Annotated in this window: 20 protein-coding genes and 1 pseudogene; 7 read left to right on the top strand and 14 right to left on the bottom strand. The window is 69.3% G+C overall.

Features of this window, described 5'->3' with window-relative positions; translation table 11 throughout:
- Nucleotides 1-5: 5 nt before the first annotated feature.
- Nucleotides 6-1,514, bottom strand: a complete 1,509-nt coding sequence (locus tag IE252_RS17495; protein WP_190090355.1) for an MFS transporter — start codon at nt 1,512-1,514, stop codon at nt 6-8.
- Between the two features lie 532 nt (nt 1,515-2,046).
- Between IE252_RS17495 and IE252_RS17500 the strand changes: the two genes are divergently transcribed.
- Nucleotides 2,047-3,084 (top strand): helix-turn-helix transcriptional regulator, encoded by a 1,038-nt coding sequence (locus IE252_RS17500; protein WP_229848478.1) that lies wholly within the window; start codon nt 2,047-2,049, stop codon nt 3,082-3,084.
- 102 nt (nt 3,085-3,186) lie between these two features.
- Here IE252_RS17500 and IE252_RS17505 read toward each other — a convergent pair whose 3' ends face one another.
- Nucleotides 3,187-3,645, bottom strand: coding sequence for a hypothetical protein (locus IE252_RS17505; RefSeq protein ID WP_190090357.1), 459 nt, complete (start codon nt 3,643-3,645; stop codon nt 3,187-3,189).
- Between the two features lie 182 nt (nt 3,646-3,827).
- Here IE252_RS17505 and IE252_RS17510 point away from each other — a divergent pair, with 182 nt between their 5' ends.
- The 4 genes and pseudogenes from IE252_RS17510 to IE252_RS17525 all read left to right on the top strand — a co-directional run.
- Nucleotides 3,828-4,796 carry an ArsR/SmtB family transcription factor gene (locus tag IE252_RS17510; protein ID WP_190090358.1) on the top strand — a complete coding sequence of 323 codons (969 nt, stop codon included), beginning with the start codon at nt 3,828-3,830 and terminating at the stop codon, nt 4,794-4,796.
- A gap of 436 nt (nt 4,797-5,232) precedes the next feature.
- Nucleotides 5,233-5,469, top strand: a complete 237-nt coding sequence (locus tag IE252_RS17515) for a hypothetical protein (RefSeq protein ID WP_190090359.1) — start codon at nt 5,233-5,235, stop codon at nt 5,467-5,469.
- 150 nt (nt 5,470-5,619) lie between these two features.
- Nucleotides 5,620-6,132, top strand: a complete 513-nt coding sequence (locus IE252_RS17520; protein WP_190090360.1) for a hypothetical protein — start codon at nt 5,620-5,622, stop codon at nt 6,130-6,132.
- 448 nt (nt 6,133-6,580) lie between these two features.
- Nucleotides 6,581-8,464 (top strand): annotated as a pseudogene (locus tag IE252_RS17525) (glycoside hydrolase family 3 protein); the annotation flags it as partial.
- A 78-nt stretch (nt 8,465-8,542) separates the two neighbouring features.
- Here IE252_RS17525 and IE252_RS17530 read toward each other — a convergent pair.
- The gene (locus IE252_RS17530; protein ID WP_190090362.1) at nt 8,543-10,213 is read right to left on the bottom strand and encodes a M4 family metallopeptidase; all 1,671 of its coding nucleotides are present in this window, start codon (nt 10,211-10,213) and stop codon (nt 8,543-8,545) included.
- A 339-nt stretch (nt 10,214-10,552) separates the two neighbouring features.
- Between IE252_RS17530 and IE252_RS17535 the strand changes: the two genes are divergently transcribed.
- Nucleotides 10,553-11,290 (top strand): VOC family protein, encoded by a 738-nt coding sequence (locus IE252_RS17535; RefSeq protein WP_190090363.1) that lies wholly within the window; start codon nt 10,553-10,555, stop codon nt 11,288-11,290.
- Nucleotides 11,291-11,377: 87 nt separating this feature from the next.
- Here the strand turns inward: IE252_RS17535 and IE252_RS17540 are convergent, their stop codons facing one another.
- From IE252_RS17540 to IE252_RS43975, 5 genes are all read right to left on the bottom strand, one after another.
- Complete coding sequence (locus IE252_RS17540) at nt 11,378-12,763, bottom strand: NtaA/DmoA family FMN-dependent monooxygenase (protein ID WP_190090364.1); 1,386 nt, start codon at nt 12,761-12,763, stop codon at nt 11,378-11,380.
- An 18-nt stretch (nt 12,764-12,781) separates the two neighbouring features.
- Nucleotides 12,782-13,996, bottom strand: coding sequence for an LLM class flavin-dependent oxidoreductase (locus tag IE252_RS17545; RefSeq protein WP_190090365.1), 1,215 nt, complete (start codon nt 13,994-13,996; stop codon nt 12,782-12,784).
- 131 nt (nt 13,997-14,127) lie between these two features.
- Nucleotides 14,128-15,153: an ABC transporter substrate-binding protein gene (locus IE252_RS17550; protein ID WP_190090366.1), complete on the bottom strand. Its 1,026-nt coding sequence runs from the start codon at nt 15,151-15,153 to the stop codon at nt 14,128-14,130.
- Nucleotides 15,154-15,267: 114 nt separating this feature from the next.
- Nucleotides 15,268-16,269, bottom strand: coding sequence for an amino acid ABC transporter permease (locus IE252_RS17555; protein WP_190090367.1), 1,002 nt, complete (start codon nt 16,267-16,269; stop codon nt 15,268-15,270).
- Between the two features lie 218 nt (nt 16,270-16,487).
- Nucleotides 16,488-16,622: a hypothetical protein gene (locus IE252_RS43975; RefSeq protein ID WP_268248411.1), complete on the bottom strand. Its 135-nt coding sequence runs from the start codon at nt 16,620-16,622 to the stop codon at nt 16,488-16,490.
- A 237-nt stretch (nt 16,623-16,859) separates the two neighbouring features.
- Here IE252_RS43975 and IE252_RS17560 point away from each other — a divergent pair, with 237 nt between their 5' ends.
- Nucleotides 16,860-17,258 carry a hypothetical protein gene (locus IE252_RS17560; RefSeq protein WP_190090368.1) on the top strand — a complete coding sequence of 133 codons (399 nt, stop codon included), beginning with the start codon at nt 16,860-16,862 and terminating at the stop codon, nt 17,256-17,258.
- Here the strand turns inward: IE252_RS17560 and IE252_RS17565 are convergent.
- The 6 genes from IE252_RS17565 to IE252_RS43980 form a co-directional block, all read right to left on the bottom strand.
- Nucleotides 17,216-18,028: an alpha/beta fold hydrolase gene (locus IE252_RS17565; protein ID WP_308434542.1), complete on the bottom strand. Its 813-nt coding sequence runs from the start codon at nt 18,026-18,028 to the stop codon at nt 17,216-17,218. The two genes, IE252_RS17560 and IE252_RS17565, sit on opposite strands and share 43 nt — an antisense overlap.
- Before the next feature lie 172 nt (nt 18,029-18,200).
- Entirely contained in the window at nt 18,201-19,268 is a 1,068-nt protein-coding gene (locus IE252_RS17570; RefSeq protein ID WP_190090370.1) for an LLM class flavin-dependent oxidoreductase, read from the bottom strand.
- A gap of 126 nt (nt 19,269-19,394) precedes the next feature.
- Entirely contained in the window at nt 19,395-20,291 is an 897-nt protein-coding gene (locus IE252_RS17575) for an alpha/beta fold hydrolase (protein ID WP_190090371.1), read from the bottom strand.
- A gap of 142 nt (nt 20,292-20,433) precedes the next feature.
- Complete coding sequence (locus IE252_RS17580; protein ID WP_190090372.1) at nt 20,434-21,102, bottom strand: response regulator; 669 nt, start codon at nt 21,100-21,102, stop codon at nt 20,434-20,436.
- Nucleotides 21,099-22,346: a sensor histidine kinase gene (locus tag IE252_RS44515; RefSeq protein WP_444545952.1), complete on the bottom strand. Its 1,248-nt coding sequence runs from the start codon at nt 22,344-22,346 to the stop codon at nt 21,099-21,101. The genes IE252_RS17580 and IE252_RS44515 overlap by 4 nt, the downstream gene beginning before the upstream one ends.
- A 108-nt stretch (nt 22,347-22,454) precedes the next feature.
- The gene (locus tag IE252_RS43980; protein ID WP_190090373.1) at nt 22,455-23,453 is read right to left on the bottom strand and encodes a MerR family transcriptional regulator; all 999 of its coding nucleotides are present in this window, start codon (nt 23,451-23,453) and stop codon (nt 22,455-22,457) included.
- Nucleotides 23,454-23,455: the final 2 nt, after the last annotated feature.

Raw genomic sequence — 23,455 nt, forward strand, 5'->3', positions numbered from 1 at the left:
TTCGACTACGGTCGCGCCGACGGCGCAGCGGTAGAAGGCGCCAGTGCCTCCGTGGCCCGTTCGAGCGCCGCGTCCTCCTCGCTGCTGGCCCGAAGCTGCGGCTGGGCGGTCGGACGGCCCTTCGGCAGGAAGACGGCGAACACCAGCCCACCGGCGACCGCGGCCGTCGCGATCAGGAAGGAGACGCGGAAGCCGTGCATGGTCGGGAGCGCGACGGGACCGAAGTCCTTCGACGTGTTGGCGAGCACCATGCCGATGACGGCGCTTGACACCGACGTACCGATCGAGCGCATCAGGGTGTTGAGGCCGTTGGCCGCGCCCGTCTCGGACGGGTCGACCGCACCGACGATGAGTGCGGGGAGCGAGGAGTAGGCGAGGCCGATGCCCGCGCCGACGACGATCGAGACGACGATGGTCTGCCAGGCCGCGCTCATCAGGCCGAGCCCCGCCCCGTACCCGACCGCGATGATCAGCATGCCGAGGATGAGGGTGGTCTTCGGGCCGTACTTGGCCGAGAGGCGGGCGTAGAGCGGAGCGGTCAGCATCATCGTCAGGCCGAGCGGTGCCACGCACAGACCGGCCACGACCATCGACTGGCCGAGGCCGTACCCGGTGGCCGAGGGCAGCTGGAGCAGTTGCGGGAGCACCAGCGAGATGGCGTAGAAGGCGACGCCGACCATCATGGAGGCGAGGTTGGTGAGCAGCACCTCGCGCCGGGCGGTGGTGCGCAGGTTCACCAGCGGCGCCTGGACGCGCAGCTCCATCACGCCCCACAGGACGAGGACCACGACCGCCGAGCCGAGCAGGCCGAGCGTGGTGGTCGATCCCCAGCCCCAGTCGCTGCCCTTGGTGATCGGGAGGAGCAGCAGGATCAGCCCCGCGGAGAGGCCGAGGGCGCCGAAGACGTCGAAGGTGCCCTCCGCCTTGACCTTGCTCTCGGGTACGAAGAGGAGGGTCAGCAGGATGGCGACCACGCCGAGGCCCGCGGAGCCGAAGAACAGGGTGTGCCAGTTCGTGTGCTGGGCGACCAGGGCCGCGAGCGGCAGCGCGAGTCCGCCGCCGACGCCTATGGAGGAGCTCATCAGGGCCATCGCCGAGCCGAGCTTCTCGCGGGGCAGCTCGTCGCGCATCAGGCCGATGCCGAGAGGGATGGCGCCCATGGCGAAGCCCTGCAGGGCCCGGCCGACGATCATCACGAGGAGTTCGCTGGTGAATCCGGCGATCAGCGAGCCGACCACCATGATGGCGAGGCTGGCCAGGAGCATGCGGCGCTTGCCGTACAGATCGCCGAGCCGGCCCATGATCGGGGTGGCCACGGCGCCGGCGAGCAGCGTCGAGGTCATGACCCAGGTGGCGTTGGAGGGGGAGGTGTTGAGCAGCTCCGGCAGGTCCTTGATGACGGGCACGAGCAGCGTCTGCATCACCGCGACAGTGATGCCGGCGAAGGCGAGTACGGGGACGACACCGCGTATGCCGCGTGGGGCGGCCAGCTGGTCGGTCGTCGGCTGGGACATTACGGGGCCTCCGGAGGCGGAATGTGGTCGGCGGCGGCAGCGGGTACGTGTACCTCAAACCCGTTTCCCCAGGCGACTATTCCGGTGGACTCCGATGAATTCCGTACGAGAGTGAATCTTGACCTGGATGGGGAGCGCTTGACCTTCTCATTGCCTTGGTCTGGCGTTGTGCCCCGCAAGGGGGAGGGCTGCTACCGGCCTTGGAGGCGGAGGGAGACGAAGGTCAGGTCGCGGAGTTCGTCGGGGGCTTGGGGATGGCGACCGGCGGCGATTTCGGCGAGGGTGCTGAACTGTCCGGGGTAGACCATGACGGGCAGGCCACGGCGTGTGAGGCAGCAGACCCCTGGCGGCCGCGTCGAACTGGCTGGGCGGACGCCTCGGTGCGTACGTCCGGCTGCCTCGGTGGCCGGATGGCCGGAGAAGGCCGCCACGCCTCTCGTCGGCACCTGCCTCACCGGGCGCCGGTCCGCCCCCTAGGAGACGGCTGGCAATGCGCTGGTGGGCCCGGCGTGTGGAAGCCCACACTGGAGGCGTGATACTGGCGGGGGATCGGTTGTGCCGCGACCTGCGCGAGGTGTTGGTGCCGGGCGCCGGGGTCGAGGAGACCGGGGCGGAGCTGTCCCGGGTGATCGCGCCGGTGGTGGCGCACGACGCGTTGCGGTTGATGGTGATGAACCCGTCCCTGGGGGTGGGCGCGAGCGCGCTGGGGTTCTGGCACGGGTACGGGCCGGATATCGGCCGTGAGCTGATGAGGGTCGGCAGCCGGGGCGCGGCCTCCCCCCAACTGGCCCGCCTGGCACGGCAGACCGTGCCGGTGGTGGCGGATCGCGGCCTGCGCGGGGGCTGGTACGACCGGCTGCTCGCCCGGTACGGGTTCGGGGAAGAGCTGTGCCTGGTCCTGCGGGACGGCCGCGGTGTGTGGGGACTGCTCGGCCTGAAGCGGGCCGTGGGACGGCCGTTCGGCGCTGCTGACACGCATCGCATCACCGACGTCGGGCCGCCGCTGATCGCCGCGCTGCGCGGCTACGTGACCCAGGGGCCCGTCGCGCCCACGGGCAGGCGGCACGAGCTGCCGCCCGGCATGCTCGTCGTCAGTGCCGAGGGAGAAGTCGCCGCGAGGACACCTCAGGCCCGGACGTGGCAGACCGTGATGGCGCATCAGCAGGCGGCACCGGACTGGCTCATCGAGTACTGCTTCGCGGCCCTGTCGTTCGAGGCGCGCGAACATGCCCGCAACCCGCGCCGACGCTACCCCAGGGTGTGCACGCCCTTGATCGGGCACGGCCAGTGGACCGCGTTCGAAGCCCAACCGCTAGGCGACAACGGCGACATCGCCATCACGATCCAGCGTGCCACCGGCACGCTGCTGCTCCCCACGTTCTGCGACTGGCACAAGATCACTGACCGGGAACGGCAGGTCATCACGTACCTGCAGGACGGTTCCGCACCCAAACAGATCGCCCGGCTCCTCGGCCTGTCCCTGCACACGGTCAACGACCACCTCGGCGCGGTCTTCCGCAAGACCGGCACCTGCGGACGCGACGAACTGATGGCCGCCATCACGGCGTGATACCCCAAAGCCGTTCTCACGCTGAGGAGTTACCGCTGACATTCCGCTGCCCAGAAGAGCGCCTGGGGCTCCGCGTCAGTACGGGCCCCAGGCGCTCGGCGGTCAGCCGCAGTTGCTGGATATCCGCGTGTAGCCGACGTAGAGGCCGCCGAAGTTGTTGATGTTCACGGTCTGGCCGCCCTTGCCGACCGTATTGGAGGCCCACGGCACGGTGCCTCCGGCGGTGTAGAGCACGAAGTTCCCGTCCGTCTGGTAGACGGCGTGGACCGCGTCGGAGCCCCATGTGTGGGAGGCCCAGCAGACCGTCTGGTTCCCCTGGTACGTCTTGTAGAGGACCAGGTTGCCGTCCCACTGCATGATCAGACGGTAGATGCGCTGGTCGTTCCAGTTGCCGTATCGCGTCTCGATGTACTCGCCGCGGTCCAGGCTCTCACCTTGGTAGAGCATGCCGGGGTAGTTGTGCTGCGCGGACGCTGTACCGGTCCCGATCAACGAGGCGGTGCACGCCATCGCCAAGGACACCAGACCCAAAGCGGCGCGACGCAGTACGTTCTTCGACATTCGACCCGTCCTTTCCCTGCCCCTGTTCGGCCGCGCGCGGCAGACCGAACCATCGGCTCCCGAACCCGCAGGCGCGCCGTAGCGGCGGCCGCCTGGCGTGGGTGTCGCCCTGTGGCGACGGGGAAAGACTGCTCGACTGCGGGCCCTGGCTCCACGATGAGACGGTGCTCTAATCTTCCGCCGTGATCGAGATACGACTGAGCGGCACCGACCTGTCGCTCATCAGGTTCGCCCGGTCCCCTCTGGAAGAGACCGTGCACAGCCTGGCCGTACTCCACAACCCGCGCCGCCGAGCCCTGCACCGGCCGTGGCTGGACGCCATGCTCGGGCACATCCGGCCCCTCGACCTCGACTTGCTGTTCGCCCTGACCGGCACACCTCATGCACTGCCCGACTTCCTGTGCCCTCCGCCCACCCGCGCCGCCCCCACGTTCGAGGAAGAGCTGGACACCGTACGGGCCACCACGAGCGAGCAAGTCCGCGCCGGCATTGACGAGCTACGGGGCTCCGCGCCGGTGTCACCCACCCTGCAACCGCTCTACGACGACGCCACCCACCATCTCGCCCGGCTCGTCGATCAGCTCGCTGCCTACTGGCGCGCCGCACTCCATCCGGTGTGGCCCCGACTGCGATCCCTGCTCGACGCCGACATCACCCATCGCGCCCACTGCCTGACCACCGGGGGGCTGACGGCCCTGTTCGACGACATCCACCCGGACCTCGGATACCGCGGAGACTCCCTCCACGTACGCAAGCCGCTGCGCTACCAACGACCCGTCACGAACCAGGGCGTACTGCTGGTGCCCACCGTGTTCGGCCAGCACCTCAGCGTGCTGTACAACGAGAACTCCCCACCCGCCATCGGCTACCCCGCACGCGGCACTGGGGAAGTCTGGACCGCAGCGCCCGACACCGATGGCACACCCCTGGAAGAACTCGTCGGACGCACCCGCGCCAAGATCCTCGCCCATCTGGACATGCCGCTGTCCACCACCAGTGTGGCCACGTTGGTGGCAATGACCCCGCCGACGGCCAATCACCACCTCGCCGTGCTCCGCCGCTGCCGTCTCGTGACCTCCCGACGATCCGGACGCGAGGTCCTCTACCAACGCACCGACCTCGGCACCTCACTCCTCGATCCGCCTCCCTGACGCCGTGACACTCACCGAAGCGGTGCGGCTAAGGTGGCGCCTCATGAGTGAGCGCCCCAGCCAGCCAGGATCAGTCCGTAACCCCCTCCGCATACGTGTGGTCGGCGGCCTGCTGGCATGTTCGATGTTCCTACTGGGCGGCTGTACGACCAGTGACAATCAATCAGACAAGCCCGCGGAGACCACGCACCCGTCATCATCACTCTCTGCCACGCCCGCACCCTCGCCGACCAAGACATGGAGCTCCCCGGCGTTCCCCGGTCCCACCGCGCAGGCGACCATGGGCAGGATCGCCACACGATGGGGAATGGAAGTCCACCGGCCGGGCCGCTACGGCCAGGGACCGATGGAGGCGAAGCGGGTCCTCCCGGAGGGTTTCACCTTGTGGGTGCGGACGAGTAGCGATGACGACGGTCGAGCGCGTCGCGTCGAGTGCATGGCACTGAACTCGATGTCCCAGAAGGTCGCGGCCACCCTGGCGGAGTGCGCGGACATCGCGCTGAACGGAAAGGCGACCACCCGCCAGAAGGAGTGGATCTCCGCGCAACTGGCCATCGCGGACAAGCCGGACGGCCCACGGGAGTCCACCGACACCCTCACCGAGAGCGGCTTCACCATGCGTCTGGTCGCACGGGACACCGGGACCATTCTGACCATCACTCGCGCTGCGTAGCCTCTCTCCCCACTGATGCCGGTGGCGAATCTTCTCCAAATGCGCCACCCGGCTCGGCCCCACGGCGCTCAATCCGCTGGACTCGCTGCTTGCTCCGGGCGATCTCAGCTCACGCCAGTTCGATGACGGCTTACGGCGTACGGTTCAGAGATGGACATAGTCAGCGGCGTTGTCAGCATCGAGTACTCGCACTTCTACATCACCGAGCACATCGAGACCGGATTGGAGGGTGTCGATCAGACACCGGACTTCCACACTGACGAGCCTGTGATCATCACCCCCGGCCAGCTCACGATCATCAGCCGCGTGCAGTCCCATGCCGCCTGGGTGACCCTCATGCTCACCGAGGTCGAGCCTGTCCAACAGTCGGAGCACTGGCAGTTACTCGGCAAGCGGCCCTACCAGCCGGTCTCCGGCGGGCGGATGAGTCTGTCCGGCCCCACCACAGGCCCTGCCCTACCCGCTGCGGGCTGGCATACCGGCGGCCAGGGATATGCGCCAGACCTCCAGCTCGACCCCGCCTCGACCTACACCGTCCACGTCTACGCCAAGGGCCGACAAAACTCCCGAGCCAGGTACGAAGCCGCCATGGACCGCGAGGAGTGGGGTCTGCATGAAGGGTTCGAGGACTACGTGGTCGCCTTCATGCCCACCGGAGCGTAGGGGCGCCCGCACCCGGCACCCTGCCTCCCCGGCATGCACAGCACCCCCCGGCTTCACAACCTGAACGTACGCACACCGCTTGACAGCCAATCAGCCCCACTGGCTTCATGTGTTGCAGTGTGAGTGCGCCTATCCCGGCACGCACACCACGTACTGGTTCTGCTTCGGAGGCGGTCGACACAGGCCGTCTTGGCCCGAATGACTCCGCGTCATGTCCGGAAGGATCCGCCGCAGCCGCTGCCCGTTGAGGGGAGCGCTCCCGACCGTCCGCACCCTTGCCAGACCCAGAGGCGGCCAGCGCTTCGACCGCCCGGTTCCCGCACCGCAGTCCGGCCGCTCGGAGCGGGGCGGCCATGTCCCAAGGAGCATCGACGTGAGACATCAGCTCTTTCACGGCGGCCTGCCGCGCCGACTCACCACCGGACGGCGGACGGCGGGGATCCTCCTGGCCGCCGCCGCGCTGGTCGCCACGGCGGTCCCGGTCTCCTCGGCCATGGCCGAGCCCGGCTCCACGGCCGAAGCCCGGCACAGCCGTACGCCGCCCTACCTCAATCCCAAGGTGCCCACGGCGCAGCGCGTGTCCGATCTGCTCGGGCGTATGACACCGGCGGAGAAGTTCGGCCAGATGACCCAGGCCGAACGCGGGTCGGTCGACGCCGATCCCACGCGTATCACCGACCTCAACCTGGGCTCGCTGCTTTCCGGCGGCGGATCCACTCCCGCGTCCAACACGCCCTCGGCGTGGGCGGACATGGTCGACGGCTACCAGGCGCGCGCGCTCGCGACCCGCCTGCACATCCCGCTGCTCTACGGGGTCGACTCCGTCCACGGGCACGGCAACCTGCTCGGCGCCACGATCTTCCCCCACAATATCGGCATGGGCGCCACGCGCGATCCCCGACTGGTCGCCGAGGAGGAGCACATCACGGCGACCGAGACCCGGGCCACCGGGCCGCAGTGGGTCTTCGCGCCGTGCGTGTGCGTGGCCCGCGACGACCGGTGGGGCCGTACGTACGAGAGCTTCGGCGAGGATCCCGCCCTGGTCCAGCGGATGGAAAGCGCGATCGACGGCTTCCAGGGCACCCGTACGAAGGACCTCGCCCGGCCCGACCGCGTACTGGCCACGGTCAAGCACTACGCCGGTGACGGCGACACCACCTACGGCACTTCCACCACCAACACCTACACTCTCGATCAGGGCGTCACCCGCACCAGCCATCAGCGCTTCGGCGCCGTCGACCTCGCGCCTTACGTCACCGCCGTGCAGGTCCACCACGTCGGAAGCGTCATGCCGTCGTACTCGTCCGTCCAGTGGACCGACGTGCCCGGCAGCACACCGGTCAAGATGAGCGCCAGCAAGGAGCTGCTCACCGACGTGCTGAAGGGGAAGATCGGCTTCGACGGGTTCCTCATCAGTGACTGGGACGCCATCAGCCAACTCCCCGGCGACTTCGCCACCCAGGTCCGCACGTCCGTGAACGCGGGCATGGACATGTTCATGCAGCCGTACAACGCCCCGCAGTTCGAGCAGGCGCTCGCCGCCGAGGTCCAGGCCGGACGCGTCCCGACGGCGCGCATCGACGACGCGGTCTCGCGCATTCTGCGCGCCAAGTTCGAGCTGGGCCTGTTCGAGCACCCCTACACCGACCGGGCCAACATCGACACGGTCGGGTCGCCCGCCCACCGCGCCGTCGCCCGTCGAGCCGTCGCCGAATCCCAGGTGCTGCTCAAGAACGACCGGCACACCCTGCCGCTGAAGCCCTCCCAGCGCATCTACGTCGCCGGAGTCAACGCCGACGACCTCGGTAACCAGGCCGGCGGCTGGACCGTGACCTGGCAGGGCCAGTCCGGAAACAAGGCCTTCCCCGGCACCACGATCCTGCAGGGCATCCAGCACGAGGCGAAGGACGTCACCTACAGCGCCGACGCCACCGCGCCCACCGCCGGCCACGACGTCGGCATCGTCGTCGTCGGCGAAACCCCCTACGCCGAAGGCGTCGGAGACGTCGGCAACGGCGGCCACACCCTGAACCTCTCCGCCAAGGACCAGGCGAACATCGACCGCGTCTGCTCCGCGATCAGTACGTGCGTGGTCCTCGACGTCGCGGGCCGCCCGCAGATCATCACCGACCAGCTGCCCAAGGCGGACGCCTTCGTCATGTCCTGGCTCCCCGGCAGCGAGGGCGACGGCGTCGCCGACGTCCTGTTCGGCAAGCGCGCCTTCACCGGGAAGCTCCCCGTCACCTGGCCCCGCAGCGAGGCCCAGGAGCCGATCAACATCGGCGACGCCCAGTACGACCCGCTGTTCCCCTACGGATACGGGCTCACCACCCGGCGCTGACCCGGGGGTGTCGTGGCAGCGCCGCACCGGTTGCACACCGGTGCGGCGCCGCGCGGTCGAGTTGAGGGGTCAGCCCTTGACGTTCACCCCGGCCCAGGCGGCGTCCACGGCCTTCGCCTCGGCACTGTTCGCGCCGTAGAGGTCGGCGGCCGCCTTCAAGGTGCCCTGGCGGGCGCCGTGGTAGTCGGTGGTGGACGTGAAGTACGTGGTCAGCGCCTTGTACCAGATCTGCACGGCCTTGTCGCGGCCGATGCCGGTGACCGTGGAGCCGTCCACGGTCGGGCTGTCGTAGTGCACGCCGTTGATGTCCTTCGCGCCGCTGCCCTCGGACAGCAGGTAGAAGAAGTGGTTGGCGACGCCGGAGGAGTAGTGCACGTCGAGGTCGCCGACGCTGGCGCTCCAGTAGTCGGCCGAGCCGCGGCCGTCCTTGCTGGGCTTGTCCTGGTAGCGCAGCGGCTTGCCGTTGCCGAAGATGTCGATCTTCTCGCCCAGCAGGTAGTCGCCCTTGTCCTGGGCGTTGTTCGCGTTCCACTCCACCGCGGTGCCGAAGATGTCCGAGGTGGCCTCGTTCAGGCCGCCGGACTCGCCGGAGTACTCGAGGCCGGCGGTGGCGGAGGTGACACCGTGGCTGAACTCGTGCCCGGCGACGTCGAGCTGGGTGAGCGGCTTCTTGTTGGCGTCGCCGTCGCCGTAGGTGATCGTGAAGGTGCTGTCGTCCCAGAAGGCGTTGACGTACGCGTTGCCGTAGTGGACGCGGGAGACCGGGGCGCGGCCGTCGTTCTTGATGCCGTTGCGGTGCAGGACGTTCTTGTAGAAGTCCCAGGTCTGGGCGGCGCCGTAGGCGGCGTCCACGGCGGCGGTCTGGTTGTTGGCGGGGCTGCCGGTGCCCCACTTGTTGTCGGCGTCGGTGAAGACGGTGCCCTTGCCGCTCGTCTTGTGCTTGAGGTCGACGGTGCTGGAGCCGCCGCGCACGCTGTCGACGAGGGTGTAACCCGTCGACGACTTGGTGGTGTTCAGACTGACGGTGCCGCTGTACTGGCTGGCGCCGGTGCCGACCGCGGCGACCTGGGCGCCGCCCGCCGTGGCGGCGCCGGAGCCGCCCTTGGCGGTGATGCCGCCGGCTATGTCGTTGATCAGCTGGATCTCGTACAGCTTCTTGCCCGTGTTGGCGTCGGTGATGACGCGCAGCTTGCTCGGGGTGACACCGTCGTGCTGGGTGCCGGTGACGACGGTCTCGTAGGCGAGGACGGGCTTGCCGTCGGCGGCCCAGATGACCTTGCGCGGAGCATCGCCGGTGGCGGCGGCACCCGTGGTCTTCGCGGCCTTGGCGACCTTGACCGCGGCGGAGGTGGCGGCGGTCGGGGTCTGCTTCGGCGTGAGCGAGGCGACCTTGATGTCGGCCTTGACGGCCTTGGTGACGTCCTTGACCGTGCCGTCGGCCGCACGGTGGACGATGAGGTCGCCGCCGAGGACCGGAAGACCGGCGTAGGTGCGCTCGTAGCGCGTATGGACCGTGCCGTCGGTGTCCTTGATGACGTCCTTGACGACCAGCTCCTCCTTGGCACCGAGGCCGAGCGCCTGGGCGGTGGCCGCGACGGAGGTGGCGTCGTGGCGCTCCGGAGCGGCACCCGCCGATGCGGTGGCGGCACCGGCGGCGAGCAGGGCGCCGGTGAGTACGGCGGCGCCGGACGTGAGGGCGAGACGACGAGCCCTGCCACCAGTGGGGGAAAGCGAAGACATGGGGATTCTCCAGAAGGTCATGGGGAGTTGGACGGGATCGCCGCCCAACCGTTCAAGGAGGAACTGCCTTGATGAGCAGGGACACTCTCAGTCCGTCGCGCACATGTCACGTGGCATAAAAGGGGGTTCGGCCGCTCATGCCGGATTTGCCACCCGCCTCTTCATGGGAAGGACAAGGCCCCGATACACGCCGACATGGAGGGAACAGGAGACCGCAACACGCTTGAAAAGAAGTGTCTACGGCGCATCTGCTCGGCAAACATGTGCACCGGCGTGGACGCCGGTCGCCAGCGACGCCCATCGGCCCATCCGCTGCTCCCGGTGTCTAAGATCTGCGGCATGGCAACACGACTTGTGCAGATCAATATGAAGGCCCACGACGACTCCGCGCTCGGGCGGTTCTGGGCGGAGGCGCTCGGCTGGGGTATCGACAGCGAGGGCCCTGGCGTGACCAACCTCGAACCCGTGGGCATCACCTACCCCGACCCCTCGGCCGTCTGTATCGACCTCATCGCCCGCCCGGAACCCAAGACGGTCAAGAACCGGGTGCACCTGGATCTGGCCACCACCTCGCCCGCCCATCAGGCGGAGTTGGTCGCGCGCCTGAAGGGTCTCGGTGCGACGCTCGCCGATGTGGGTCAGGGCGATGTTCCCTGGACGGTCATGGCCGACCCGGAGGGCAACGAGTTCTGTGTCCTGGAGCCCCGCCCCGTCTACGGGGACACCGGGCCGATCGCCGCGGTGGTGGTCGACTGCGCCGACCCCCGGGCGATGGCCCGGTTCTGGGGCGAGGCGATGGACTGGAAGCTGCACGAGGTCGCCGACGACCACGCGAGCATGCGCTCCGCCCATGGCGTCGGCCCTTACCTGGAGTTCGTGCGGACCCCTGACACGAAGAGTGTGTGGAACCGCGTCCACCTCGACGTCAGCCCCTACCGCGGTGACGACCCGGCAGCGGAGGAAGCCCGGCTGCGTGCTCTCGGCGCCACCGACCCCGGGATCGACCAGTCCGGCATCTCCTGGACGGTTCTGGCCGACCCCGAGGGCAACGAGTTCTGCCTCCTCAGCCCTCGCTGACCCGGAGCAACCGCTCCGGCCGCCTCCGGGGCGGCGGCGCTGACCGCGTGGCGTCAGCGCCTGCCGCCGGAGACGGGAAGACAGGCTCTACGCACTCCTGGCCGCACCCGCACGCCCCTCGCGCCCGTCGCCGGGGTGGGCCAGGCCGAGGTGGTCGCGCAGCGTCGTGCCCGTGTACTCCGTGCGGTAGACGCCGCGCTCCTGGAGCAGCGGGACGACCCGGTCGGCGAACGGGTCGAGGCCGCCCGGGGTGATGTGCGGGACGAGGATGAAGCCGTCGGCGGCGTCGGCCTGGACGAAGTCGTTGATGGTGTCCGCGACGGTGGCCGGGGAGCCGACGAAGTTCTGCCGGTTGCCGGTCTCGATGACCAGGTCGCGGATCGACCACTTGTTGGCGGCGGCGAGCTCGCGCCACTCGCGGGCGGTGGCCAGCGGATCGCGGTACATCCGCACCTGGGCCCGGCCGCGGGCGACGGTGTGCTCGCCCAGGTCGGGGTCGATGTCGGGGAGCGGGCCGTCCGGGTCGTACGCGGAGAGGTCGCGGTTCCAGACGAACTCCAGGTGCTTGATGGCCGTGGCCCCGCTCACCTGCAGGCGGCGCACCTCCCGGGCCAGTTCCTCCGCCTCGGCGTCGGTGTCGCCGAGGACGAAGCTCGCGGCGGGCAGGATCAGCAGCTGGTCGCGCTCGCGGCCGTAGCGGGCCAGCCGCCCCTTGACGTCGGCGTAGAACGCCTGGCCCTGCTCCCGGGCGGCGTACCGGCTGAAGATGGCGTCCGCGCTCGACGCGGCGAACTCGCGTCCCTCGTCGGAGTCGCCCGCCTGGAAGATCACCGGGCGTCCCTGCGGGCTGCGCGGGACGTTGAACTGCCCCTGGATGTCGAAGTGCGGGCCCCGGTGCACGAAGGCTCCGGCCCGCGCGTCACGCAGGAACGTGCCGCTCTCGCGGTCCGCGACGATCTCGTCCCCGTGCCACGAGTCGAAGAGTTCGTTGGCGGTGGACAGGAACTCCTTGGCCCGCGAGTAGCGCTCCTGCTGCGGCAGGAAGCCGCCGCGCCGGAAGTTCTCACCGGTGAAGGCGTCCCACGAGGTGACCACGTTCCAGGCGGCGCGGCCGCCCGAGAGGTGGTCGAGGGTGGCGAACTGGCGGGCCACCTCGTACGGCTCGTTGAAGGTGGAGTTGATGGTGCCGGTCAGACCGAGGTGCTCGGTGACGGCGGCCAGAGCGGTGAGGACGGTGAAGGTGTCCGGGCGGCCCACGACATCCAAGTCGTAGATCCTGCCGCCCTGTTCGCGTAGCCGCAGTCCCTCGGCGAGGAACAGGAAGTCGAACTTGCCGCGTTCGGCGGTACGCGCGAAGTGGGCGAAGGAGCTGAAGTCGATGTGGCTGCCGGCCTCGGGGTCGCTCCACACGGTGGTGTTGTTGACACCGGGGAAGTGGGCCGCGAGGTGGATCTGCTTGAGCGGCTTGCTCATGGTGGAAGTCCTTGGGGCTCAGACGGTCGTGGGGGCGGCGTAGCGGTTGGCGGGACGGGGCAGTCCGAGCAGCCCGCGCAGGGTGTCGGCCTCGTAGGCGGCCCTGAAGGCGCCACGGCGCTGGAGTTCGGGCACCAGCTCGCGGGTGATGGCCGGGAGGTCGTGGCCGACGACGGCGGGCCGCAGCCGGAACCCGCTCAGCCCCGCCTCCTGCCACTCCTGCAGGAGATCGGCGAGTTCGACCGGAGTCCCGGTGAAGATCAGGGCGTCGCTCGTGTACGGAGAGCCGGCGAGGGCGTCCAGGCGTTCCCGCCGGGCCCGGGCGGCGCCGGGCTCGTCGTCCAGGAAGACCACCAGGTCACCGAATATGTGCAGGGTCTGTTCGGCGCGGCCGACCGCCGTCTGCTCGGTACGGATCTCCTCGACGATCGCACGGGCCTGAGCGCGGTCGTGCGGGGTGACGTATCCGATGTCGGCGGCCCGCGCCACCAGCCGGTAGGGCACGGTGGCGTGGGCCAGGGCGCTGACGATCGGCTGTCCCTGGGGCGGACGGGGGGTGATCGAGGGGCCCTTGACGCTGAAGTGCTCGCCCGTGAAGTCGATGTAGTGCAGTTTGTCGCGGTCGACGAAGCGGCCGGTGGCCACATCGCGTATCTCCGCGTCGTCCTCCCAGCTGTCCCAGAGCCTGCGCACGACCTCGACGTAGTCGCCCGCCTCGTCGAACAGGCCGCGCAGCGCCTGCTGAGCGGCGGGTGTGTTGAAGCCCCCGGCGGGCAGTGGCGGGACGGTACGGCGTCCGAAGTGCGCGGCCTCGTTCGGGCGTGGGGCGATCTGTACGCGCAGACCCGCGCGGCCCGTGCTCACATAGTCGAGCGTGGCGATCGCCTTGGAGATGTGGAACGGCTCGGTGTGCGTGGCCACCACTGTCGGTACGACACCGATGCGGCGGGTCAGCGGGGCGACCCGAGCGGCGATGAGGACCGCGTCCAGGCGGCCCCGGACCTGGTCGGTGCGCTCGTCGGGTTCGGTGAGGTGGGAGGACTGGAGGCCGAGCGCGTCCTCGATGGTGACGAAGTCGAGCAGACCGCGCTCGGCTTCGGTGACGAGATCGGCCCAGTAGGCGGCGGTCGGCAACTCGCGGGGACGGGACACGGGCTCGCGCCAGGCGGCCGGGTGCCAGCCCGCGCCGTCGAGGGCGGCGGCGAGGTGCAGGGGTGAGAGCGATGTGGACACAGGGGAGACGCCTTCCTGATGAGCCTTGCTGTCCGGTACGTGGTACGTGGGATCGCGTCGGGTTGGGCGGCGGTGTGGGGTGACCCCTCATGGACAGGGCGCCGCCGCACAGACCGCTGAGCGGGTGGGTGTCAGGAGTTGTCGAGCGGCAGGCCCGGCGGGTTGACCTGGGAGGTGGTGACGGCCTCGTTGGAAAGGTTCCAGGCGGCGAGCCACTTGGCGTACTGGCCGTTCTTGATCAGGTAGTTGATCGCCTCCGCGACGGGCCCGGCGAGCCCGCTGTCCTTCTTCGCGGTGGCCGCGATGAGGCCCTGGAGCGTCGCGCCCGCGCCGGAGAACTTGCCCGCGTTACGCGTCGGGTTGGGGGTCTTCGCGGTCTGGCCGACGTGGTACGAGATGCCGGGGTTGGGGCCGAAGGAGGCGTCGATCTTGCCGCTGGAGAGGGCCAGGGCCGTGGCGTTGTTGTCCTGGTAGTACTTGACGGTGAGCTTCTTGCCCTCCCGCTCCAGTTTCGCCTTCCACTCCAGCAGGATCTTCTCCTGGTTGGTTCCGGCACCCACCGCGACGGTCCGGCCGGCCAGGTTCTCGAAGTCGCCGCCGAACTCCCAGGTGTTCTTCTTCAGCACCTCGAAGGCGAGGTTGTCCTGCCGGTAGGAGGCGAACTCGTACTTCTTCTTGCGCTCCTCGGTGTCGGTGACGTTGGAGAAGGCCACGTCGACCTTGCCGCTGTCGATGCCGACGAACAGGTTCTCCCAGGTCGAGTTCTTCACCTCCGGTTTGAGTCCGAGGACCGCGGCGACCAGCCGGCCGAGGTCGGGTTCTGCGCCGGTGAGGGTCTTCTGGTCCTGGCCCACGTACTGCAGCGGCGGGGATCCGGCGGGCAGCGCGCCGACGCCGATCACCAAGGTGCCGTTCTTGGCAACGGACTTGGGCAGCTTGGCGCTGATCGACTTCACCTCGGACACCTTCAGTGCGGTCTCCTTGGCGGCGCCGTTGGAGAGCGCGCCGACGGTGACCGTCCCGGCCGGTGCGCTGACGGGCTTGGTGGCGGCGTCGCTGTCGCCGCCGCACGCGGAGAGCCCGGCGGCGAGGGAGGCGACGGCCGCGGACGCGGCGACGCCGCGGAGGAGTGTGCTGCGGAGAGCGAGGGTGCGCATGGGTGTCCTTGTCCGTTGTCCGGGAGGTGTGTGCCCGGTGGTTGGTGCGGTACGGGAGGCTGCTTGTGCGGGTTCGGGGAGGAGCGGGGCAACGTGGTGGGGTGGGGTCGCCTCTCACATCGCCGTCTCCGTGCGGACGCGGGCGCGCAGCTCGCGCAGAGCCCGCCACACCTTCTGCGACGGGGTCGGCGGCAGCGTGCGCAGCGCGCCCCGCGAGTAGTGCCGCTCGACGTAGAACTGGACGACGGACACGATGCTGGTGAGGATCAGATACCAGGTGGTGGCGACCAGGAGCAGCGGCACGATGTCGCCGGGGTAGGTCGCGCCCATGCTCTGCACCGAGCCGAACAGGTCGAGCAACGAGACGTAGAAGACCAGCGACGTGGCCTTGACCAGGCCGATCAGCTGGTTGACGTAGTTCGGGGTGATGGAGCGCAGCGCCTGGGGAAACACGATCTTCGCGAACTGGTGCCGCTTGGGCAGCCCCAGCGCGGCGGCCGCCTCGTGCTGGCCCTGGTCGACGGAGAGCAGCCCGCCGCGTACCACCTCGGAGGCGTACGCGGCCTCGTTCAGGCTCAGTCCGACGACCGCGACGACCATGTCGGTGGCCAGGCGGGACTCGTCGAAGGTGAAGAAGGCCGGACCGAACGGCACGCCCACACTCAACGTCTGGTAGAGCGCACTGAAGTTGTACAGGAACAGCAGGACCACGATCAGCGGCACCGACCGGAACAGCCAGGTGTAGAGCCAGCTGACCGCGCGCAGCACCGGGCTGGGGGAGAGCCTGGCCAGAGCCAGTACGACACCGCCCAGCAGCCCCAACACCGCGCTGTAGGCGGTGACTTCCAGGGTGATGAGCAGCCCGTCGAGGATCGCCGGACGCAGGAACCAGTACGCGAACCGGTCCCACTGGTAGAAGGGGTTGGTCGCCAGTCCGTGGAGGACCTGCGCGGCCAGCACCAGGACGACGGCCGTGACGATCCAGCGACCGGGATGCCGGAGCGGAATCACCCGCTGCGCCGTCGGGGGCTTCGGCGCAGCGGGAGCGTCGGGGAGGGGCATGGCCTCGGGTGAAGCTGATCCGGAGGACACGGTGATGCCGGGCGATTCACTCATCGAGGGCTCCAGCGGATTCGGACAGCCCGGACCGTGGAAGCGGCGGCATCGAACCGAGCGGGAACGGCTCGGTACGAGGCGCGACGCGCGGTGGCACGGTGAACGGGGCCGGGCAGGGAGGGACCGCACCGCGAGGGCGGCGGCCGTGAAAAGAGTCAGAACGCCAGGAGGCTCAGAACGCCATGAGGCTCAGGAAGCCGGAAGCCCGCAGAGGGTCGTCAGTCCTGGCAGAGGGTGCGACAAGTGGCCGTACACAGCGCGCTGTTGACGCGGAGCAGGTCGACGGAGCGGTTCGTGCACAGCAGGACGCGGCCGAGGCGCCGCCATGCGGCCGTCCCGTCAGCTGCGTACATCGCTGCCACCATCACTTCTCCGGTTGTGGTGCATCCAGTCCTGTGCCGCAACTTAGGCATGCTGCCAGGGGAATGTCAACGAGGGGGACCACCGGCTGAGACCACGCGGTCGGCTGTGCCGGGTGTTCACCCATAGGGGTGGGAAAGGAGGCCTGGGCTGCTGAAGACGGCGTACCCGGTGACGCGTGCTGCCAAGATCCCCTTGCCGTAGTGGTCGACTCGGAAGGGCTTGGGGTAATGGGCAGCAGTGTGGGTGTGAACGTACGGTGGCTGGTGCGGGCGGGCGTGAGCGCGGCCTGTGTCGGTGCGGTGATGGCCGCGGGTGCGTCGACGGCGTTGGCCGGTGCGGCGGGATGCAACGGCCGGACCTGCATCGCCGTGGACGGCAGCGGGTTGCGCGTGGAGCAGGTGTCCGCGTCGACGACCTGGGGCGGCGACTTCACCGGCCACTTCCACATCTGGGGTGGCGGCCTCGACCAGAACAGCGCCACGGGGTTCTGGGGTTACCACCAGAAGTACACCGTACGGGTGGGGCGCGACCTCCCCAACCGGGCGGTGATCTGCGCCGAGGGCTGGGAGCACACCAATGGCGGCTATGTCTCGCGCGGCCGGGCCTGCGAGGAGGTCCGTTTCTGACGTGCCGTGGGGAGTTGGGACAGGAAGGTGCGTACGGTAGCGGTGAACTGGTCGGGGGCGTCGCAATGCACGACGTGCCCGGCCGGGAGTTCGGCCAGCCGAGCCTGCCCGGTCCGGCGGGCGATCATTTCCCGGGCGTGCTCTTGCGTCAGTACAACGCTGTCCGTTCCTCGGATCAGCAAGGTCGGGCACGTCACCTTCTCCCAGTCGCCCCAATAGTCGCCGGTGAGGGCTTTGTGGGACCGCACCGTGTGATCCATGTCGAATGAGTATCCCCATCCGTCTTCGAACGGGCGCAAGCAGCACTCGAGGTAGGGCGCCAGTGGGCCGAGTGCCGATGCCAGTGCCTGGTGGGACGGTGCCCAGCGGGGCAGCTGCGTAGTCAACGACCAGTCGGCGTTGACGACGGCGCCGACGTCCTCGACGATCAGAGCGGTGACCTGGTCCGCGTGCCGGGCGGCGTATTGATAGGCGTTCACACCGCCCATGGAGTGGCCGAGAACCGGCACCGGGCCGAGTCCGAGATGGCGGTGGAAGGCGGCGATGTCAGCGACGTAATCGGCCCGTTGATAGCTCTCGGCACGGTCGGACTCACCGTGCCCGCGCTGATCCAGAGCAATCACTCGCCACTGCGGCGCCAGCGCCTCGGCCAGCGGGGCGAACACCGAGGCCTCGTTGTAATGCCCGTGAAATGCCAGGATCGGGAGTCCCGGACCACCGAAGTCCAGAAACGACAACCGCCGCTGATCAACTGTGAAGAACGCACGCATGACGCGCATGCTAAGGCGTGTTTCCCGATTGGGGAGCGGCGCGAGGGGCTTTCGCGGAGTCTCGTGGAATCAGGTGTCGCATTCATGAGCACCTCGCACTCCTGCTTCCTGCGATGTGCGGGCCGCGGTCGCGTCGCGGGTTCGGTCCGGCGTATGCGGCAGGCGGGTCGGCTCAGGTGAGGAGTTTCGCGAGCAGGGCCATTTCGGTGGGCGGGTCGACCACCGGCTGGATGAGGAGTTCGTCGACGCCGGCCTGTTCCAGGGTGGTGATGCGGGCGAGGAGGTCGTCGCGGGTGCCGACCAGGGCCAGGGTGTTCATCAGCGAGGGCAGGACCAGGTCCCGGTCCTGCGGTGCGATGCGTCCGAGGTAGTTGGGGTAGAGCTTGGTGTGCCGGTCCGGGGCGGTGGCGGTGGTGCCGCGCCGGTCGAGGAGCTTCCGCACCGCCGCGCCTTCCTCGGGGCCGAGTTGCTCGGCGAGGGAGGGTGTGTCGGCGGCTGTGTCGGCGGCGAAGGCCAGCAGCGACAGGACGAGGTGGCCCGTCGCGTCTCGGGCCGCGTCGCCGTGGGGGTCCTCGTCCTCGTCGAGCAGGTGGAGCGCGGTGACCAGGTAGGAGTCCCTGTGGGAGTCGGGGTCGCGGGGTGTGCCCTGGGCGGAGTGGCGGCGGGTGTCGTGCAGCGCGTGCCAGGCGGTGGGGTCCAGCAGGCCGAACGAGATGAGGCCGGTGCCACGGCGCCCGGCGACGGCGGCGGCCTTCGGCCCGAGCAGCGCGGCCACGACGAACTCGATCGGGTCGGCGGTGTTCACCTGCGCCCCGGCGTGCAGGAACCGGATGTCGCGGACCCGGTTGCCCTCGCGGTATTGGGTCGCACGTCCGGCGCACAGGTCCTGGAGTGTGGCGGTGAAGTTCTCCAGCCTGGCCGTCGTGGTCGGCCGCATGCCCAGGGTGCGCCGGGCGGTGTTTCCGGTGCCGACTCCGCAGATGATCCGGCCCGGTGCCAGGGCGTTGAGGCTGGCGAGCCCGCTCGCGGTGGCCGGAGCCGAGCGCAGCGCCGGTGAGGTCACGCCGATGCCGAGCCTGATGCGGCTGGTGGCCTTCGCGCACAGGCTCAAGGCGACGAAGGGGTCGCCGTGGACCATCGGGGTGTCGTTGACCCAGAAGCTGTCCAAGCCCAACTCCTCGGCCCGTACGGCAAGGTCCTCCACACCGGGTTGCGCGGTGACCACGACGCCTGCACGCATCAATGCCTCCATGGTGTGAGGATCGAACCGAACCCGCCCAGCATGGCAGGTTTCGCCGCCGCACCCGGTGGCGGGCATGTCGCCGTCTTCGGGCTGCTCGGCCACCCCTGGAGAGGGCCTGCCCGGCTACCGGGTCAGAAGACTGGCCACGGCGTCGGTGAACGCTCCGGGAGCCTCCTGCGGAACGTTGTGTCCCACTCCCGGCAGGAGCCGGTGTTCGTACGGTCCGGTGAAGCAGTCGCGGTCCTCCGCCGCGCTCGGACCGCCTACGCCGTCGTCGCCGCTTTCGAGTACGACGGTGGGGACGGTGATCGGCGGCTGGGCGGCGATGAGGTCTTCGAGTTCCTGGTAGCGGGGGTCGCCCTCGGCCAGGCCGAACCGGTGCCGGTAGGAGTGGATGACCACGTCGACGAAGTCGGGATTGTGCAGGCTCGGGCTGCTGGCGGGGAAGGCCGCGCTCGCACCGGCCCAGGTCGGCGACCAGGTGCGCCAGAGCAGCTCGCACAGGTCGTCGCGGTTGCGCTCAAGACCGAGGCGCCCGCGCTCGGAGTGGAAGTAGTACTGGTACCAGTAGGTGCGCTCCCATTCCGGGGCGGAGGGTTCTCCGGCGTGCGCGAGGTCCTGGATGTTGTAGCCGTCGACCGTGACCAGGCCCCGGACGCGCTCGGGACGCAGGGCGGCGGCGATGCACGCGGCCCGGCCGCCCCAGTCGTAACCCGCGAGGACGGCGCTCTCGATGTCCAGCGCGTCCATGAAGTCGAACAGGTCCTGGGCGAGCGCTGCCTGCTGTCCGGAGCGGACCGTCGTAGCGTCCCGGAACCGGGTCGGCCCGAAGCCGCGCAGATACGGTGCGAGCACGTAGGCACCCTGACCGGCCAGGCCCGTGGCGACGTCGTCGAACGCCCTTACGTCGTAGGGGAATCCATGGAGCAGGATCACCGGGGTGGCAGCGGGATCACCCGCGTACTCGTAGGCGATGTCCAGTACGGGGGTCGCAACCTGTCCTGATGATGAGAAGGCCATCCTGCGATCATGGCACGGCCCCCCATCGAACTCCCTGGAATTCTTCGGGGTGCGAGGCCAGGCGCTCGACCTGCTCGATCGACACCGCAGCCTTTCGGATCGCCTTGCGCGTACGCCGTCGGTCGGACCCTGTTGAAGGGGTCTACCTTGTGCCGCGCGGCACCACGAGACCGGCCTCGTACGCGGTGACGACGGCTTGGGCACGGCTGCGCAGGTCGAGTTTGTGCATGGTGCGGTGGATAGGGGTCTTGACCGTCGACTCGCTCACATACAGCTCATGGGCGATTTCGTCATTGGCCAGGCCCTTTCCGACTAATCGGAGCACTTCCGTCTCGCGCACGGTGAGCTGGTGCAGGCTCTCGGGTCGGCGGGCGGCCTCGCCCGGTCGTGGTGCGTAGGCCTCGATCAGTCGGCGTGTCACGGACGGCGCGAAGAGCATGTCGCCGGACCGGATCGCCGAGATCGCGGCGATGAGGCGGTCCGGCGGGATGTCCTTGAGGAGGAAGCCGCAGGAACCGGCGCGCAGTGCGCCGTACACGTACTCGTCCGTGTCGAAGGTCGTCAGGACGATGATCTTGGGTGTGGGGGAGGTGCGCTGGGCCAGGATGCGCTCGGTCGTGGTGATGCCGTTCATGCCCGGCAGACGGATGTCCATCAGGATCACGTCGGGGTGGTGTTCGGCTGCCATGGTCACGGCCGTCTCGCCGTCCGCGGTCTCCAGGACGGACGTGAATCCGGGGGTGGCGCGCAGGATGGCTGCCAGTGCTGCCCGAATGAGGTCTTGGTCATCCACAACCAGCACTCTGGTCACAGCGGGCTCCCCGTGATGTCCACCGCGGTCAAGCAGTTTCCGATACGTGTCGCGCGTCGTCGGTCGGCAGGGTGAGCCGGACTTCGAATCCCCCTTCGCGTCGCGCACCGGCAACCAGCGTACCTCCGTAGGCTTTTGCTCTCTCGCGCATGCCGATCAAGCCTTGCCCGGAGCCGTGAGGGGATGCGACGGGATCTGCGGTGCCGCCGTCGTCGCGCACGGTGATGAGGAGTGCATCCGGAAGGTACGTGACGGTGACCTCCGCCCGGGTTCCGCGTGCGTGTTTGACGACGTTGGTCAGTGCCTCCTGTACGACCCGGAACGCGCACATCTCCAGTCCTGGAGGCAGGGAGGTGGGCTCTCCCCTCGGTCCGGATCGCGACGTCGACACCGGTCGCCCTCACGCGCGCGGCAAGGTCGTCGAGCCTGCTGAGCGCGGACGCCGTGGTTTCCTCCGGGTCGGGGATGTCGTCCTCGTCGACGTCGACCCGGAGCACGGACAGCAGCCGGCGCAGGTCCGCCAGTGCCTCACGGCCGGCCCCGGCGAGGTTGTCCAACGCGGCGCGGGCGGTGTCGGGCTCCGAGGAGAAGACATATCCGGCCAGTCCGGCCTGGACCGTGATCACCGACATGTGGTGGGCGACGACGTCGTGCAGTTCCCTGGCAATACGCATACGCTCGTCGACCACCGCCCGCCGGGCCCGCTCCTGCTGCTCCCGCTTCAACTGCTCGGTGAGCCGCCTGAGTTCATGGTTGCGTTCGGTGAACAGGCGCTGAGTGCGGCCCAGGAAGACGGCGACGAGGGAGATGAGCAGGGCCTGGCCTGCGGCCATGACCAGTGACAGGTGACCCGCCAGTCCACTGTGCAGCACAGCCCCGCACGTGAGTACGGCGCCCACGGCGGCCATCCGCAGGGACCGTCGCGCCGTCAGGCTGACGAGGGCGATCATCGGCGCCCACCAGTTCACCGTGGGCTGGTATCCGAGAGCCAGATACAGCGAGTACGCCGCGCACGTGGCGGCCAGGGCGGACATCGGGGCCGCCCGCCGCCAGACCAGGGGAAGCGCCACCAGGCAGCTGAGCAGATAGGCGCGGCCGTCGAAGGGGGCCCATCCGGCGGGATGGTATTCGTGTCCGGTGACGCAGGCACTCGCGGCGATGGCGGCGGCGAGCGCGATGTCGAACATCTGCCGTCGCCGTCGGAGTGGCCATGAGCCGCCGAGCGTCGTGATCTTCGTACGCATCGCCCGACGCTAGCGCCGGGCCCAACTGGTGTCATCAACCTGACGGTTGAAGCCATGGGTCGAGCGGGCTGGGCACTGCGGCCGTGGCCGTTGAGGGGGCCGGATCCTTCACCCTGCCGCGCGCAGCTGAAGAAGGTACGTCGCGGTCAGCGCGACGGCGCGTTCCTCGTCGTGCGACAGCTCCACGAGGGCACGTGACGCTGTCGCACCCGGGATGCCCGCCAGTGCCTGGGTCAGCCGCCCGCGTGCGGGCGGCTCGGTGGCGTCGTGGGCGAGGCGGTCGACGAGCGCGGTCGCGATCCGATCCGCCGTCGTGGTGTCGCTCGCCAGGACGCTCAGCGCATCGGCGGCGTCGGTGTCGTTCCTGCCCTGCTCGATCATGTCGATGAGCGTGGGGATCCCCTCGGCCACTCCGCGTGTGCCGAGTGCCAGGGCCGCGACCCCGCGGACCACGGCGTCGGGGTGCGCGAGGGCGGCTCGCAGGTGCTCGGTGGCCTCGCCGTCGGGCAGTTCGGCGAGGGAGCGAACGGCACGTTCGCGCACGGCGGCCACTGGGGAGTCGAGGCCTTGCGCCAGCAGGGCCGGGCCGCCGTCGCCCGATCGCGCCAGTGCCCATCGAAGGGCTCCGGCGACGTTCGGCTCCGTCTCGCTCAGCACCGCCTCGACCAGGGCCTCCACCGGCACCTCGGCGACCGGGGACAGGGCCGCGCGCTGGCGTGCGTCGGCGCTCTTCGACGCCAGCGCCTGGAGGAGCGCGACGACTTGGAGGACGTCCTCCCAGTCGCCGGGCTCCGCCGCTTCGATCCGGCGCAACTGCGTGAGCAGCTCGGTTTCCGCCGCGATGCGTTCGTGCGTCTGTCGGATGAGGTCGCCGACGAGTGCCGACGGAGCGGAGCCGGGGTCGTCGAGCGCGCGCCCGATCTCGCGCAGCGACAGCCCCAGCGACCGCAGGCTCTCGATCTGGAAGATCCGCCGGATGTCCTCGGCGGCGTACTCCCGATAGCCGGAGCCCGTACGACCCGAAGGCTGTACCAGACCGAGCGATTCATAATGCCTGAGCATGCGGGCACTGACCCCGGAACGTCGCGCCACCTCACCGATCAACACGT

This window comes from Streptomyces melanogenes (genome assembly GCF_014649795.1).
GTDB classification, from domain to species: domain Bacteria; phylum Actinomycetota; class Actinomycetes; order Streptomycetales; family Streptomycetaceae; genus Streptomyces; species Streptomyces noboritoensis.